At 60.1% G+C, this 16,490-nt stretch carries 14 protein-coding genes; all 14 read right to left on the reverse strand.

Annotation, left to right across the window (positions count from 1 at the left end; genetic code table 11):
- Positions 1-338: 338 nt before the first annotated feature.
- Complete coding sequence (rpsO, locus tag B0E33_RS09505) at positions 339-608, reverse strand: 30S ribosomal protein S15 (RefSeq protein ID WP_006935430.1); 270 nt, start codon at positions 606-608, stop codon at positions 339-341.
- Between the two features lie 209 nt (positions 609-817).
- The gene (gene truB / locus B0E33_RS09510) at positions 818-1,762 is read right to left on the reverse strand and encodes a tRNA pseudouridine(55) synthase TruB (RefSeq protein WP_077291045.1); all 945 of its coding nucleotides are present in this window, start codon (positions 1,760-1,762) and stop codon (positions 818-820) included.
- A 609-nt stretch (positions 1,763-2,371) separates the two neighbouring features.
- Positions 2,372-2,797, reverse strand: coding sequence for a 30S ribosome-binding factor RbfA (gene rbfA, locus B0E33_RS09515; RefSeq protein ID WP_055657070.1), 426 nt, complete (start codon positions 2,795-2,797; stop codon positions 2,372-2,374).
- Positions 2,798-3,040: 243 nt separating this feature from the next.
- On the reverse strand, positions 3,041-5,773 hold the full coding sequence (gene infB, locus B0E33_RS09520; protein WP_022999109.1) for a translation initiation factor IF-2: 2,733 nt from the start codon (positions 5,771-5,773) through the stop codon (positions 3,041-3,043).
- A gap of 29 nt (positions 5,774-5,802) precedes the next feature.
- Entirely contained in the window at positions 5,803-6,438 is a 636-nt protein-coding gene (locus tag B0E33_RS09525) for an RNA-binding protein (RefSeq protein WP_031268706.1), read from the reverse strand.
- Positions 6,439-6,578: 140 nt separating this feature from the next.
- On the reverse strand, positions 6,579-8,234 hold the full coding sequence (gene nusA, locus B0E33_RS09530; protein WP_022999112.1) for a transcription termination factor NusA: 1,656 nt from the start codon (positions 8,232-8,234) through the stop codon (positions 6,579-6,581).
- Positions 8,235-8,301: 67 nt separating this feature from the next.
- Positions 8,302-8,895: a ribosome maturation factor RimP gene (gene rimP, locus B0E33_RS09535; RefSeq protein WP_077291046.1), complete on the reverse strand. Its 594-nt coding sequence runs from the start codon at positions 8,893-8,895 to the stop codon at positions 8,302-8,304.
- A gap of 301 nt (positions 8,896-9,196) precedes the next feature.
- Positions 9,197-9,883 carry a tRNA (guanine(46)-N(7))-methyltransferase TrmB gene (trmB, locus tag B0E33_RS09540; RefSeq protein WP_077291047.1) on the reverse strand — a complete coding sequence of 229 codons (687 nt, stop codon included), beginning with the start codon at positions 9,881-9,883 and terminating at the stop codon, positions 9,197-9,199.
- An 80-nt stretch (positions 9,884-9,963) separates the two neighbouring features.
- The gene (gene metK, locus B0E33_RS09545) at positions 9,964-11,136 is read right to left on the reverse strand and encodes a methionine adenosyltransferase (RefSeq protein ID WP_022999115.1); all 1,173 of its coding nucleotides are present in this window, start codon (positions 11,134-11,136) and stop codon (positions 9,964-9,966) included.
- 112 nt (positions 11,137-11,248) lie between these two features.
- A complete protein-coding gene (locus B0E33_RS09550; protein WP_023014432.1) occupies positions 11,249-11,653 on the reverse strand; it encodes a helix-turn-helix domain-containing protein in 405 nt (134 codons plus the stop codon).
- Between the two features lie 190 nt (positions 11,654-11,843).
- A complete protein-coding gene (gene lnt / locus B0E33_RS09555) occupies positions 11,844-13,460 on the reverse strand; it encodes an apolipoprotein N-acyltransferase (RefSeq protein WP_208997792.1) in 1,617 nt (538 codons plus the stop codon).
- Between the two features lie 157 nt (positions 13,461-13,617).
- Complete coding sequence (locus B0E33_RS09560; RefSeq protein ID WP_022999118.1) at positions 13,618-14,814, reverse strand: hemolysin family protein; 1,197 nt, start codon at positions 14,812-14,814, stop codon at positions 13,618-13,620.
- A 35-nt stretch (positions 14,815-14,849) separates the two neighbouring features.
- Positions 14,850-15,365, reverse strand: a complete 516-nt coding sequence (gene ybeY, locus B0E33_RS09565) for an rRNA maturation RNase YbeY (protein ID WP_075281731.1) — start codon at positions 15,363-15,365, stop codon at positions 14,850-14,852.
- Between the two features lie 16 nt (positions 15,366-15,381).
- Positions 15,382-16,443: a PhoH family protein gene (locus B0E33_RS09570; RefSeq protein ID WP_022999120.1), complete on the reverse strand. Its 1,062-nt coding sequence runs from the start codon at positions 16,441-16,443 to the stop codon at positions 15,382-15,384.
- Between the last annotated feature and the right edge of the window lie 47 nt (positions 16,444-16,490).

Here is a 16,490-nt window from a genome sequence, read left to right on the forward strand (position 1 = left end):
GCTTTGCCTGCCTTTGGCTGCTTTCGGTACAGCACGGTCATGGCAGACACATTCCCGGTCGGCCCCGTATGGGCCGGTTACCGGCGGACAGGTCACGGGCAAGACGACGAGCTGCTTTCGGCTCAAGACGGAAAGAAGCCGGCAATCCTGCCCCATGACGTGTCACGAGGTCTCTATAGAGCGTTCCACTCGAATTTGAAACACTCAAAGCTCTTTCACGGAACAAAGACCCGAAGTGGATCAGTGTTTTGCCCGCAAGAGCTGCGTCCGGCAAATGCCGTCACGCAATACAAAAACGCGGCGGGTTCTCACCCACCGCGCTTTCAGGTTCTGAGTTCTTAGCGGCGAATGCCAAGACGCGAGATCAGCGACTTGTAGCGTTCTTCGCTCTTGCCGCGCGTGTAGTCCAGAAGGGACCGGCGCTGCGCAACCATTTTCAGAAGACCGCGGCGGGAGTGGTTATCCTTGCCATGACCCTTGAAGTGTTCGGTCAGGTTGTTGATCCGCTCGGTGAGGATCGCGACCTGTACTTCCGGGGAACCGGTGTCGCCTTCTTTGATGGCGTATTCCTTGATGAGCTCAGCTTTGCGCTCTGCAGTAATCGACATCGCTCTTTCCTTTCAAAGAGTGGGGTCCGTTGACCGGACACGTTGAAATGCCGGAGACCGGCCTGATCCGGATGTTTCCAGAGCCGAGATGTCGTTCAGCAAAGGATCCGTCCGGACGAATTGAGCATCAGTGCCCAATGGCGGCGGAATATGGCGGAAAACCTTTCGAAAATCCAGAGGATTCTCAGGTTTTTTCGCCACACCCGAATTTACAGGTGAAACACCCTGGTCGGCTGGAACCGGCCCTTGTCAATTGAGCCGATGGCAACCGGCACGCTGGCGTGGCTGGCAAAGGCGACTTCCGTGTTGAGCGGAGCATCCCGGCCGCGCAGCAGCACGGCCATGCCTTTGCGGATCTTGGCCGCGTCATCGAGCGAAACGGGTACCTCGATCAGATTGTCCATCGCCTCGCGAACCGGCAGGACGAACTCCTCGACTAGAGCATCAATGCCGGCGCCTTCCTCAAGCGCCTCGGATGCTTCCTGGATTTCGTCCAGCCCGATCAGGTCCTCTTCGCCGAACGGACCGACCAGCAAACGGCGCAACTCGGTCACGTGACCGCGGCTGCCGAGCCGGCGGCCGAGATCGCGTGCGATGGCCCGCACATAGGTGCCCTTGCCGCATTCAGCCTCGAAGACGGCGCGGTTCTTATCCGGACATTCAACCAGATCCAGCCGGTGCACGTCGATCGGGCGGGCTTCCAGTTCGACTTCCTCACCGTCACGCGCCAGATCATACGCCCGTTCACCGGCAACCTTGATGGCGGAGAATTTCGGCGGGACCTGCATGATCGTGCCGACAAACTCGCCAAGGACGGCCGAGATTTCATCCGCACTCGGCCGCACGTCGGACGTTGCAACCGCCTCGCCTTCGGTGTCGTCGGTATTGGTTTCCACGCCCCAGGTCACCTCGAAACGGTAGACCTTGCGGCCATCCATGACGAAGGGAACGGTTTTCGTGGCTTCGCCGAAGGCAACCGGCAGGAGGCCGGACGCGCGCGGATCAAGCGTTCCGGCATGGCCGACCTTTTCCGGCGAGAAGATGCGCTTGATCTTGCCAAGCGCCTCGTTGGAGGAGATGCCATATGGCTTGTCCAGCACGAGCCATCCGTTGATTGCGTTCTTTTTTCTTTTGAATTGTTTTTGGCGTGCCATGAGTGCGTTTCAATACGATTGCAATTGTTTTACGGCGACAAAAGAAACACTGACTGTCGGCCCCACCATCCATGCGCAACAGCGAGACCCTGAAGACATCAGCTTTCGTCAGCGATCATTCTCGAGTTTTTCAAGTCTGTTGTGGTCACAGTAAGTCACCTGGTTTCCAACTTTATGCGCCTTCGCCAAGTCGCATGCCCCACTTTGAATTTGCCATCTGCATCCGTTCTGGTGACTGCATGCCTTGACCCTGGCGGGTTATCTTTTGATGCGTCTGATGGAGCCAATGCCGCCACCAACTCAATCTCTGCATTTGCAACCGGCATACCATCGTTTAACAGCACGCCCGAAACCTCAGGCGCGAGGACGCGTGGAACGGGAAACACGACACATGCAGAGGTCGCTGCACCAAGTGCGATTGCTGCGAGAGTTCTGAAGAGCGCCATCTTCTTTCACATCAAGTGACTTGCAGACACGGCACACATTCAAGTCGACCGACCAGACAAATTCAGTTTTCCATTTCCCGGCGAGGCTACAATTACCGAGGGCTACGAACTCGAATTCACGCAATTTCAAATTGAACCGTGAATTGTGGTTTCAGCGCGGCAATCAGTCCTTGGCTGGGTCGCCGTCCTCTTCGTCCGCGTCGAGATCGCGGGAGACTTCCGGGGAATGCAGCAGCGTGCCGATGCGGTCGTCGTCGTCGAACCGTGTGTCGAGAACGAAGCGCAGGTCCGGCATGTATTTCATGGTCAGCCGGCGGGACACCTGGCCGCGCAGATATTTGGCGCTGCGGTTCAGGGCCTTTTCGACATTTTCAGCGTTGACGCCACCAAGCGGCATCACCAGGCAGGTGGCCAGGCGCAGGTCCGGCGTCATGCGCACTTCGGGGATCGTGACGATCACCCCGTCGAGATCAGGGTCGGAGAACCGTCCCCGGGTCAGAATATCGGACAGCTCCTTGCGAACTGTCTCGCCAACGCGCAACTGGCGCTGGGAGGGGCCGCGGCTGTCCTGTCCGTGTTGTCTTGCCATTTTGTTGTTCCTGCATCTCTGGCAGCGCAATGCGTCCCGACGTTTCGGGTGCCGTTGCCGGACCGGTCCCAGCGATCCGCGCCTTTGCCGTGCCTCAAGCACAGACATTGGCCAGACTGCCCGGATGGCGCGGCTGCCACGGCGAAGCCTTGGCATGACGGCGTTACCTGCGACCAGATACGACGTCAGCGGCTTAATTGAATAAGCCGCTGACATCAGTTTCAAGTAGATTTCTGACTTCGATCAGAGTGTCCGTGCGATCTGCTCGACGCGGAAGCACTCGATGACGTCGCCCGGACGCATGTCCTGGTACTTGACGAAGTTCATGCCGCATTCCTGACCGGACTCGACAGACTTGACCTCGTCCTTGAAGCGCTTGAGCGTGCCCAGTTCGCCTTCGTGGATGACCACGTCGTCGCGAATGAGGCGAACGTTGGCGCCACGTTCCACGACACCTTCGGTGACCAGACAGCCTGCAACCTTGCCGACCTTGGAGATGTGGAAGATTTCCTTGATCTCCGCATTGCCGAGGAAGGTCTCGCGGCGCTCCGGCGACAGCATGCCCGACAGGGCCGCCTTGATGTCATCGACCAGGTCGTAGATCACGTTGTAGTAACGGATCTCGATGCCTTCGCGGCTTGCCGCTTCACGGGCCTGCTTGTTGGCACGCACGTTGAAGCCGATGATCGGAGCCTTGGAAGCGAGCGCCAGCGTGACGTCGCTTTCGGTGATGCCACCGACACCGGACAGCAGGATGCGTGCGCCGACTTCCTCGTTGCCGAGTTCGTTGAGCGCATGGGCAATCGCTTCCGCGGAGCCCTGCACGTCGGCCTTGAGCACCAGCGGGAACTCTTTTTTGCCGGTTTCCTGCAGACGGTTCATCATCTGCTCGAGCGAACCACGCGTACCGGAGGCGACCACGGAGGCCTTCTCGCGGATCTGGCGCTGACGGTAGTCGGTAATTTCACGGGCGCGGGCTTCGTTGTCGACGACCGCAACCATGTCACCGGCTTCCGGCGTGCCCTGGAAGCCCAGAACCTCGACCGGTTTGGCCGGACCGGCTTCCTTCACCTGGTTGCCATTCTCGTCGAGCATGGCGCGGACGCGGCCCCACTCGGCACCGGCAACAAGAATGTCGCCCGGCTTGAGGGTCCCCTTCTGCACCAGAACGGTGGCAACCGGACCGCGGCCCTTGTCGAGCTGCGCTTCGATGACGATACCTTCCGCCTTGCGGTCCGGATTGGCCTGGAGTTCCAGAACTTCGGACTGCAGCAGGATCATTTCCAGAAGCTTGTCGAGGCCCTGGCCACTCTTGGCCGAGACTTCCACATCGATCACGTCACCGCCCATGGATTCCACAACGAGGCTCTCGCTGAGAAGTTCGGTACGGACGCGGTTCGGATCGGCTTCCGGCTTGTCCATCTTGTTGATGGCCACGATGATCGGCACGTCGGCAGCCTTGGCGTGCGCAACGGCTTCCTTGGTCTGCGGCATGACGCCATCGTCGGCAGCAACAACAAGGATCACGATATCGGTCGACTTTGCACCGCGAGCACGCATCTGCGAGAACGCAGCGTGGCCCGGGGTATCGATGAAGGTGATCTTGTTGCCGTCCTGATCGACCTGATAGGCGCCGATGTGCTGGGTAATGCCGCCGGCTTCGCCGGTGACAACCTTCGACTTGCGGATCGCATCGAGCAGCGAGGTCTTGCCGTGATCGACGTGACCCATGATGGTCACGACCGGAGGACGCGGCAGCAGGGTGGACGGTTCGTCTTCCGTGGTGAACAGACCTTCTTCAACGTCTGCTTCAGACACGCGCTTGACCGTGTGGCCCATTTCCTCGGCGATCAGTTCGGCGGTATCGGCGTCGATAACGTCGTTGATCTTGAGCATCTGGCCCTGCTTCATGAGAAGCTTGATCACGTCCACAGCGCGCTCTGCCATACGGTTGGCGAGTTCCTGGATCGTGATGGCTTCCGGCAGAACGACTTCACGCATGATCTTCTCACGCACGACCTGCTGCTGCCCGCGCTTCGCCTTTTCCTGGCGACGGCGCATGGAGGCCAGAGACCGCGCACGCTGACCGTCGTCGCCACCGGTGGCGGCGGAGATGGTCAGCTTGGAGCGGCGGCGGTCGTCGCCGGTGCGCGGACGCGCGGCGGGAGCCGGAGCCTGCTTCGGACGCTTGACCGCACGAACACTCTTGTTGTTGCGATCGTCTTCTTCGGATTCTCCGCGCTCGGGTTTCGCACGTGCGGCCGGAGCTTCCGGCGCCTTGCGCTTTCCCATGTCGTCAAGGCTGGGCGGCTTGCCGCCGTCGGCGTGAGCCGGCTTGCGAACCACGGTGCGACCGGTTGCTTCCTTGCGCACAGGCGCAGCAGCTTCCGTTGCCGCTTCGGCAACAGGTTCGCTCTTCGGTTCGGCCTTGGCCTGTTCCGCAGCCTGGAGAGCTTCTTCGGCTTCACGCTTTGCGCGCTCTTCCGCTTCCACCTTGGCGCGGGCCTCTTCTTCGGCCTGACGCTGCGCGGCTTCAACAGCCCGGCGCTTGTCTTCTTCTTCGCGGCGCTTGCGGTCTTCCTCGTCGCGCACCTTCGCCATCTGAAGGGCTGCCGCACGTGCTGCCGCTTCTTCCTTGGTCAGGGTGCGCAGAACGTTGCCGTTGCCCTTCTGGCGCTGGCCGGAGGCAGACCGGCGGGCCTGCTTGGTCGCCTGTGGATCTGGCTGTGGCGGCGTACGCGGCGCTTCAGCCGGCCGCTCGAGGCGCTGTGTTGTCGGCGCAGGAGCTTCTGCTTTCGCTTCCTGCCCCGGGAGTACAACACGACGCTTCTTCTTTTCCACGACGACGGCTTTGGTCCGGCCATGCGAGAAGGACTGCCGAACAGTTCCCTGATCGCCACCGCCGCGCTTTAGGCCAAGCGTTTTGCCACGCTCAACGCTGATTGTCTTGTCGCCTGGATTTTTCGTATCGCTCATATTGCCTTCAGTCCTGCGCAACCGCCTTTTCAAGCGTTGCCATTATCGCTGCTTGCCCCGGAGGAGTTGCGAAAACGCTCCAGGTCACGCACCCGCGACAGGAAGTTTTCGCTCGCCTGCCCCGCAAGCAGTGCAGCATGTATCACATTTGACCGGCCCAATGCCAAATCCAATTGGTCCGAATCGAACAAACGGACGATTTGGCATCCGTTTGCGTGTTCCTGAGTGCCGGCAGCCAGTGCCGCCAGCTTCCTTACCCCGTCTTCTGCAGCGTCCGAGGCATGGACCAGCCCGGCGACATCTTCCTGCCGCAGAGCTGCTTCAACTTTCGCATATCCCGTTACCAGCTCGCCGGCCTTGCGCGTCATGGAGAGCGCTTGCAGCGCCGATCGTTCCATGAGCGCATCAACCCGATCCGCCAGTCCCGGCTCGACAGAGGCTTCCCCTTTAAAACCCCTGCCGAAGACCTTTTTCCGGTCCTTTTCGGCAACAGCCACGACTTCTTTCGTGGCGGTTATCCAAACACCACGCCCTGGAAGAACCCGCTTCAGATCCGGAACCACCTCGCCTTGCGGGTCGAGGACGAACCGGATCAGCGCACTGACGGGCTGAACCTCCCGGGTCACGGCACATTGCCGTTCGGTCGGCTCACTCTTCCTGGGCACGCTGCCACTCCTTTAGATCAACCTGCTTTCCGGTGCGAACACCTTCGGCGCAGAAAAGTTGATCGAACTTGCGAATTCGAAGCTGCCGATCGGCCGGGGCCATACCGGAAGCTTCATACAGGAGGCTTTTGCCTCTCTCGTTACCCGTTCAGGATCGCGCCGCCCTGCGGCTCTTCTCCAACGGTCTCGGCCATTTCGGCCTCGTCTTCTTCTTCGGCTTCTTCTGCCTCAGCCTGAGCTGCGAGTTCTTCCTCGGTGATCCAGCCGGCTGCCAGACGGGCGGCCATCACGACGTTTTCCGCTTCAGCGCGGGACATGTCGAATTCCGAAAGAGCACCTTCGAAGCGCTTGGTTTCGCCGTCCTTGCGTTCGGTCCAGCCGACGAGATCGTCAGCAGCGCAACCGGCGAGGTCTTCCATCGTCTTGATGTCGTCCTTGCCCAAGGCAACCAGCATAGCCGTTGTCAGGCCATCAATCGACCTCAAGTCGTCGGCAACACCGAGCGAAATACGCTCTTCGTCGAGTTTTGCTTCCAGTTCGGCCAGGTAATCCCGGGCACGTGCCTGGATTTCGACGGCGGTGTCGTCGTCGAAGCCTTCGATCATGGAGATCTCATCGAGCTCCACATAGGCAACTTCCTCAACCGAGGTAAAGCCTTCGGTCGCCAGCAACTGTCCGACCATCTCGTCCACGTTGAGGGCTTCCATGAACAGCTGCGAACGCTCCAGGAATTCCTTCTGGCGGCGGTCGCTTTCTTCCTGCTCGGTCATGATGTCGATGGCCCAGCCGGTCAGCTGTGAGGCCAGACGCACGTTCTGGCCGCGGCGGCCGATCGCCAGTGATAGTTGGTCATCGGGAACGACAACTTCAATACGTTCGGCGTCTTCGTCCAGAACAACCTTGGCAACTTCGGCCGGCTGCAGGGCGTTGACGATGAAGGTTGCCGCTTCTTCGTTCCACGGGATGATGTCGATCTTTTCGCCCTGGAGCTCGCCAACAACGGCCTGGACGCGGCTGCCGCGCATACCCACGCAGGCGCCGACCGGGTCGATGGAGCTGTCCTTGGAGATCACGGCGATCTTCGCGCGCGAACCCGGGTCACGGGCAACGGACTTGATCTCGATGACGCCGTCGTAGATTTCCGGAACTTCCTGGGCAAACAGCTTCGCCATGAACTGCGGATGCGTGCGCGACAGGAAGATCTGCGGGCCGCGCTGCTCGCGGCGAACGTCGTAAATGATGGCGCGGATGCGGTCGCCCGTGCGGAAGATTTCGCGCGGGATCAGCTCGTCGCGGCGGACGATGCCTTCGCCGCGGCCAAGATCCACGATGACGTTGCCGTATTCGGCGCGCTTGACGACACCGTTGACGACTTCGCCGACACGGTCCTTGAATTCTTCGTACTGACGGTCACGCTCGGCTTCGCGCACTTTCTGCACGATAACCTGCTTGGCGGACTGGGCGGCGATACGGCCGAAATCGAGCGGCGGCAGCGGCTCGGCAATGAAGTCGCCGATGCTGGCTTCCGGATTGCGGGCCTGCGCGTCATCAAGAGAGATGTCGGTGGAAACGTTCTCGACAGTGTCAACGACCTGAAGCAGGCGCTGCAAACGGATCTCGCCGGTCTTCGGATTGATTTCGGCGCGGACTTCCGTTTCCGTACCATAGCGGGAGCGGGCTGCCTTCTGGATCGCGTCTTCCATTGCATTGATGACGATCATCCGGTCGATGGATTTTTCCCGTGCGACCGCGTCAGCGATTTGCAGCAGTTCCAGCCGGTTCGCGCTGATTGCCATATTCCACTCCTCTTGCGCCAAGGATCGGTTCGGGCGCGTTCTTCTTCTTTCCCTTAGAGCCTGTGGCTCAGTTGGGCATGTTGTCCTGCGACAGCTCGTCATCCTGGCCACGGGCGGCAAGCGCCGCCTTTTCCGCCTGAAGAGCTGCGGTAATCAAGTCATCGGTCAGAACCAGCTTGGCTTCGCCGATGTTCTCCAGCGGCAGCGCCACGGTGTCCTTCTCGCCTTCCCGCACATCGGGCAGCCGAAGGTTGGCCTTGCCGTCTTCCGCGCCGAGGAGCTTGCCCCGGAACCGCTTGCGGCCATCCAGCATGACGGCCATCTCGACCTTCAGCTCATGGCCGGCCCAGCGATTGAAATCGCCGGCCCGCACGAGCGGACGGTCGATACCTGGAGATGAAACTTCTAGATGATATGCCCGGTTGATCGGGTCTTCGACGTCGAGCGCGGGCGAGACAGCCCGGCTGATGGTTTCGCAGTCCTCGACCGTCATGGTGCCGTCCGGGCGCTCCGCCATGATCTGCAGGGTGCAGCCGTTCTGAGCACTGATCTTCGTACGCACCAGTCGGTAGCCGAGGTCCTCGATGACCGGCTCCACAATTGCGGCAACACGGGCATCAAGACCCTGTTCCGTCACAATTCTCGGTTCGTGTGCGCTCACACTTGGCTCCTGTTGGCGGCCGTTACCGGCTCTTGAGCATCAGATGCACCTGATTGTCGATTTACATAGGGCAGTCCTGCTCGAACTCGTTGGTTTCCGGTTATGTAAGCAAAAAAGAGCGGGTCCCCGGCGGGCCCACTCTCAAAGTGCTCAGATAAGCCGTTTGAGGTGAAACACGGGCTGTATAACGCCAAAGGGGGCAAAAAGGCAAGAGGCCGGGCCAAATTCCTCAAAGAAGTTGGCGCCAGTCCGGAATCCCCCGATAAACGGCAGCAAACGCGCCGTTCTCCGCGATGTGCCGCTACACCCTGCGGAAAGTCAGGTAGCGTCCGATACGCCCCTCACGGATGGCCTTCGCCTCGTAACGTGTACTCGGCCAGCCTTCCCAGGGTGTTTTCCAGTCGGACGCCGTTTCCGCCACCCATTCGAACGCCGCATGGTCGCGGCAATGGCGCAGCGTCCAGTCGACGTAGGTATCGATGTCGCTGGCAAAACGGAACTCGTGGCCGGGCTTGATGGCCCGGGCATAGCGATCGAGATTCTGTTCGTTGATGAACCGGCGCTTCCAGTGGCGCTTTTTCGGCCAGGGATCCGGATAGAGCTGATAGGCCAGGTCGAGACTTGCCTCGGGCAACCAGTCCAGAACATTGACGGCATCATCATCGTAAAGGCGGATATTGCGGAACCCCTCCCCCACGACGGCATTCACGGCCTTGGCCATACTGCCGACGAAAGGTTCGACGCCGATGAAGCCGACACGCGGATTGGTTCTGGCCCGGTGAAGCAGATGCTCACCGCCACCAAAGCCGACCTCCAGACACACCTCGTCGACATCCGCGTCAAAGAGGGTCTTCAGATCCTCCGGAGCGGGTGTTGCCAGGTCCAGTGCCAGGCGCGGCAGTTCGTTTTCCATCAGCGCCTCACGGCGCGGGCTCAACGGCTTGCCCTTGCGGCGGCCGTAAAAGGAACCTTCGTAGCGGTCAGTCATAATTCAACTTCAAAACGACAGATCGCCGGCACTGAACCGGCGATCTGCTTCACTTCTTCCATGTTCAGCTTAGGCGCAGCTTATCCCGCAAGCGGGCGCAGCGCGTCAACCAGATCCGTTTTTTCCCAGCTGAAGCCGCCATCGGCCTCAGGTTCGCGGCCGAAGTGGCCGTAAGCGGCGGTGCGCTCATAGATCGGGTTGTTCAGCTTCAGGTGCTGGCGAATGCCGCGCGGACTGAGGCCCATGACATCGCGCAACGCTTTTTCCAGCTTGGCTTCATCGCAACGGCCGGTGCCATGCAGGTCGACGTAGACCGACAGCGGCTCCGGAACGCCGATGGCGTAGGAAAGCTGAATGGTGCAGCGGTCGGACAGATCGGCTGCAACAACGTTCTTGGCAAGATAGCGCGCCGCGTAGGCTGCCGAACGGTCCACCTTGGTCGGGTCTTTCCCGGAGAATGCGCCGCCGCCATGCGGAGCCGCACCACCGTAGGTGTCGACAATGATCTTGCGGCCGGTCAGGCCGGCATCGCCGTCAGGGCCGCCGATGACGAAGGCACCGGTCGGGTTGACGTGCCAGACGGTGTCGCCGGTGATGAAGCCTTCCGGCAGTGCAGTGCGGATGTAAGGCTCGACAATGGCGCGTACGTCGGAGGAGGTCAGGGCCGGATCCAGATGCTGGGTCGACAGAACGATCGAGGTTGCCTCGACCGGCTTGCCGTCGACGTAGCGGACGGTTACCTGGCTCTTCGCGTCCGGGCCGAGCGCAGGCTCCTGACCGGATTTGCGGACGTCGGCCAGAAGACGTAGGATCTTGTGCGAAAACAGGATCGGAGCCGGCATCAATTCTTCGGTTTCACGGCAGGCGTAACCGAACATGATGCCCTGATCGCCTGCACCTTCGTCCTTGTTGTCGGCAGCATCAACGCCCTGGGCGATGTGCGCGGACTGCGCGTGAAGGTGAACGGCGATATCGCAGTTTTCCCAATGGAAACCGTCTTGCTCGTAGCCGATATCTTTCACGGCCATGCGGGCAAGATGAGCGATGTAATCGTTGGTGATGGTTGACGGACCGCGGGTTTCGCCGGCGATCACGATGCGGTTGGTCGTTGCCAGGGTTTCACAGGCAACGCGCGCTTCCGGCATTTCCTTGAGGTAGGCATCTACAACCGCATCGGAAATACGGTCGCATACTTTATCCGGATGCCCTTCGGAGACGGACTCGGAGGTAAACAGGTAATTCTGACGTGCCATTGGCGATCGTCCTTCTGGGAATGAATATGACAGGAGCGGCGATTGTCATCGCCGCTCCGTCTGCATCAATCTTAGAAGTTCTTCGCCGCGTCAAGCGCGCGCGTGAATTTTGTCAGTCGTCGCCAGCCAGAGACCGGACCAGATCGACGATCCGGCGGCGTACTTTCGGGTCTTCAATCCGCACGAATGCCTTGTTCAGGGACAGGCCTTCGGAAGAAGACAGGAAGTCGACGACATAAGAGGTCGGCTGCGTTTCGCCGAAGCCTTCCGCCTCTTCAGGCGTACCGGGCGCATCTTCGAAGAAAAAGGAAACCGGGACTTTCAAAACGGTTGCGATGTGTTGCAACCGGCTAGCACCGATACGGTTGGTGCCTTTTTCGTATTTCTGGATCTGCTGGAAGGTGATGCCCAGACTTTCGCCAAGCTTTTCCTGACTCATGCCTAGCATCATGCGGCGAAGCCGGACGCGGCTGCCAACATGAATATCGATCGGATTCGGAGACTTTTTACTGGGCATCTGTGTCGCTCTTTCTTTTTCTCGCGGAAAAAGCCCGCTCGTTTTCGTTTGCACAAGCTCTCCTGACATCCCCCCACAGGCTCAAGAGACCGAAGTTTGCCCGCAACCTTTCACTTGTACATGAAGCAGCCTTCAATCGGCTATTTCACGGTTGTATCACAGTTTCTTCACTCAACTCAAACAAAAAATATCAATTTACACGCGAATCGCGGTTGTATTGGTAAAACCCGGCAAATACTACGATAAGAAACGAGATAACGAGCACGGGCAGATCGCCAAAAATGCCGTAGAGAGTATTGTCTAGTCTCTGCGGAAGCTTGGAATCGATCAGACCTTTTTCGAATATCGCGAGTTTCGCGACCACCTGACCTTTGGCATCAATCACCGCTGAAATGCCTGTATTTGCAGCTCTAATCAGCGGCAGGCCGGTTTCGATGGCACGTAAACGAGCCTGTGCGAGGTGCTGATAAGGGCCGGGCGTCCGGCCAAACCAGGCGTCGTTGGTAACGTTCAGCAGAAAGTCCGGCCTTCTGGAAACACCGTCCAGAGATCCCGGAAAAATTGCCTCATAGCAAATCATGGGTAGAAAACTAAAACTTTCGGACGTGGTCAGTACACGCGGTTGATACCCGGCCTCGAACCCATCCATGGGGCCCGCAAGGTTAGAAATTCCCAGTGATTCAAGCAGAGGTTTAAACGGAACGTATTCGCCGAAAGGCACGAGCCGAACCTTGTCGTAGATGCCCTGAACGGTGCCCTCGGTGCCGATGACGAAGACGCTGTTGAAGTAATCAGCCCCTCTCATGCCGGGCTCGGCCCGGATCGCACCGGTCACCAGTTCGGTCTTGTCACCGAGCGACTGACCGATCCGGAACAAGGCTCCCGGCTCCTGTGTCAGCAGGAAGGGAACAGCCGATTCCGGCCAGACCACCATGCGCGGCTGTCCGACGCGCGCGGCACCGCCAAGCGGCGCTTCGGTCATGTCGAGGAAGGTCTGAAAGATCTCGTCGCGCAGCTCCGGCCGCCATTTGTCTTTCTGATCGATCGATGGCTGTACGATTCGGATGTCGAGATCGGCAACGGGCAATGCCGCCTGCCAGAGCCTGACGGCGCCATAACCCGCAACCGCGGCCAGGGCAACCGCGGCAGCGACAACGGCCGTCACGCGCTGGCGAAACGGGCGAGCGTCGGCCAGAACGGCCGACGTCGAAAAGACCGCAACCACGAAGAAGGTGAGACCATAGAGCCCGACAAGACTTGCCGCCTGCGACACGCTCAGCGATCCGGACACGCCATAGCCGAAGGCATTCCAGGGAAACCCGGTCAGGACATGGCCGCGCAGCCAGTCCGTCAGGGTCAAGCCGGCAGCAAGCACCAGGATGCGGCGAAACTGGTCACTCCAGAATATCGCGGCCAGTCCCACCCCAAGGCCCGTGAACAGCGCCAGTCCGACAGGCATTGCCAGCACGGCAAAGGGCATCAGCCAGGCAAAGCGCTCCGCTTCCACCAGAAACGCCGCACCGATCCACCAAAGGCCCGAGAGAAAATAGCCGAAGCCGAACAACCAGCCGAGCGCGAAACCCGTGCGAAACCGCTGAACCCGCTTGCCGGGTGCGGGATCGACCGCTCCGTCCAGCATCCAGACCAGACAGGGAAACGTGACCAGAAGCACGAAAGTGAAGTCATAAGGGGGAAGCGCAAAGGCCGTCAGCGCACCGCAGGCGGCGCACAAGAGACGGCGCTGCCAGCCCCATGCCAGAAGAAAGGTATTTGGCAGGGCCGACAGGCGGTGTGACAACCATTGCATCAAAGAGCTTCCCCATACTTGCGGTCAGGAGATTTGTCGGCTCGCCGCAGTGGGGTCAAGGGTTAATACCAACGGCGCGCGAAGAAGTCGCTTCGAGACGACGGGCCATCGGCACCGTTGGCAAGCATCCTTTTGGCTGGTTTCGGCGTCCGGCCGCTCATCCGTTTCCGCTGGACGCAGCAACCTTGGTCTTGGTGCTTTCGCTGTCCTGGCTGCTCTCGCCGGAAACGGAATCGGTCCGCTTTGGACGGCGGCGAAGGTCCGGCGGGCGCGCGTCGGCGCGGCGGCGGCGGATCTTCAGGCGCTTGATGCGGCGCGGATCCGCATCCATTATCTCGAATTCGAACCCGGGCACTTCATCCGGCACCAGCAGCAGCTCGCCGCGAACCGGTACGCGGCCAACGGAGACATAGAGCAGACCACCGAGCGTATCGACGTCCTCGGAAATCTCGCCGTCGTTCAGCTGCGTGCCGAGCGCTTCGTCGAGTTCCTCCAGCGGCAGACGCGGATCTGCGATCCACACGCCCTCGCCGGCGGCAGCCAACATGGCTTCCTCATCCTCGTCGTGTTCGTCTTCGATATCACCGACAACTTCCTCGACAAGATCTTCCAGCGACACAAGTCCGTCGGTTCCGCCGTATTCGTCGATCACCAGCGCCATCTGGATACGATCGGCCTGCATTTTCGCCATCAGGTCCGTCGCCGGCATCGACGGCGGCACGAACAAGAGATTGCGCAGCAGATCCGTGTCCTTCAGCGAAACCGACAGGTCGACACAGGACAGGTCCAGGTCGGGCATGTTGTGACCGTTCCGCGCAGGCGCATTCGAATTGGACGGTTGAAAGCCGGTTGTATCGTTTTCATTGTCCACAGAAGTTGCAGGACGGTTCGAAGCGCCACGTTCTGCGATATAGGCCATCAAATCCTTGATGTGGACCATGCCGCGCGGATCGTCGAGCGTCTCTTCGTAAACCGGCATGCGCGAATGCCCGCTCGTCTGGAACAGTTCCATGACGCGGCTGAGGCTGGTTTCCAGATCGACCGCGTCAATATCCGCACGCGGGATCATGACGTCGTCGACGCGCAATTCACGCAGTCTCAGAATGTTGCCGAGGAGCATTCGCTCCTCCGGCGAGAAGGCAGCATCACCGCCCTCGCGAGCAAGCTCGTCCTCCAGGTTCTCGCGCAAGCTCGAAGACTGGCGGCCCAAGCGCAGGAAGCGTTTGAGAAGATCGAGAAAGGCCGCAGGTTTCTGCGGCTTCAGCTGTTGCGGGTCTTCCCCGTCCTGGTCCTGTCCGGTGCTGGCAGGCTTCTGCCCGGTTGCCGGACTTTGCGGTTCAATTGAGTTCATCATCCATCAATCAAGAACATCACATCCCATGATGCCACTTAACCGCCGTCGGCCACAAGTGGCCTGTCCGCGTAAGGGTCATCGATGCCAAGAGACGCCAGAATGGACTTCTCAAGGCTTTCCATCAGTTCCGCCTCTTCACTTTCCTGATGATCATAATCGAAAAGGTGAAGCAAACCGTGAACAGTCAGATGGGTAAGGTGATCGGAAAATTCAATTCCAAGGTCTGCAGCTTCCGCCGCGACGGTTTCATAGGCGAAAACGATGTCCCCCAGAAGGGGGCCATAAACGTCGCCTTGCGGATCGCTGCCGGGAAAGGACAGGACGTTCGTTGCCTTGTCCTTGTCGCGCCATTTCGCGTTCAGCTGCCGGATCGACGCGTCGTCGGTAAACAGCAGCGAGACTTCCGTTCCCTCCAGCACTTCCAGATCCGCCCCTGCAAAGGCAGCGGTGATGGCCTTTGCAGTTATCGCTTCCAACTGGCTTTCCGCCGGCCAATCACCTGCTTCTATCGACAGGTCTATCTGAAAACTATCAGGCAATCGGTCTGGCATCGTCGGCAAGGGCTTTTCAGGAATTTGCGGCTTCACGAGGGCGCGCAGAGGCACCGTCGCGGTCCGCACCACGTTGTCGCTCGGCAAAGCGGCGCTCGCGCGCTTCCGATTCTTCCCGAGAGGCGTTGTCGTAAGCGGTCACGATCCGTCCGACCAGCTCGTGACGGACAACGTCCTTCTCGTTGAAGCGGATATGGGCAACTTCCGGAATGTCCGTCAAAAGCCCCAGCGCTTCGCGCAGACCGGACATCTGCCCTGACGGCAGGTCGATCTGGCTCGGATCGCCGGTGACGATCATCTTCGAGCCTTCCCCAAGACGCGTCAGGAACATCTTCATCTGCATGGAGGTCGTGTTCTGCGCCTCGTCGAGCAGCACCACCGCGTTGGAGAGCGTGCGGCCGCGCATGAAGGCGAGCGGTGCCACTTCGATCATGCCGGACTGCAAGCCACGATCGACCTTCTCGGCAGGCATCATCTCGTAAAGCGCATCGTAGATCGGCCGCAGGTACGGATCGACCTTGTCCTTCATTTCACCCGGCAGGAAGCCGAGGCGCTCACCGGCTTCCACGGCAGGACGGGACAGGATCAGTCGGGCCACATCGCCGCGCTCCAGAAGAGCTGCTGCATAGGCAACCGCCAGAAAGGTCTTGCCGGTACCGGCCGGGCCGGTTCCGAAAATCAGGTCGGCCCGATCCATCGACCGGATATAGGCATCCTGGGTCGGTGTGCGGGCGACGATCGTTTTCCGGCGGGTCGCGATCTGGGCGAAGGCCAGCCGGGACTTCGGCTCCAGCGTCGGCAACGGCAGCTGCGCTTCCGCAGCCGCTGCCATGCGCAGCGCGCCATCGACATCACCCGGGTGGATTTCCTGTCCCTGCAGCAGGCGCTGATACATGGCTTCCAGAGCCGTGCGCGCCTGGGCGCAGCCTACCTGGCTGCCTTTCAGTGTCACCTGGTTGCCCCGGGCAATCGCGTCGATGCCGAGACGCTGCTCGATCAGCGCAAGGTTCTGGTCGAATTGCCCGAACAGATCTCCGATCAGCCGGTTATCTTCAAAGGCAAGAACAATATGGGTCATGTCGGAGGCCGAACCGGCCGCAGAGGATTGTACCGAAGACTTGCGGG

The sequence above is a fragment of the Roseibium algicola genome (assembly GCF_001999245.1).
Classification (GTDB): Bacteria; Pseudomonadota; Alphaproteobacteria; order Rhizobiales; family Stappiaceae; genus Roseibium; species Roseibium algicola.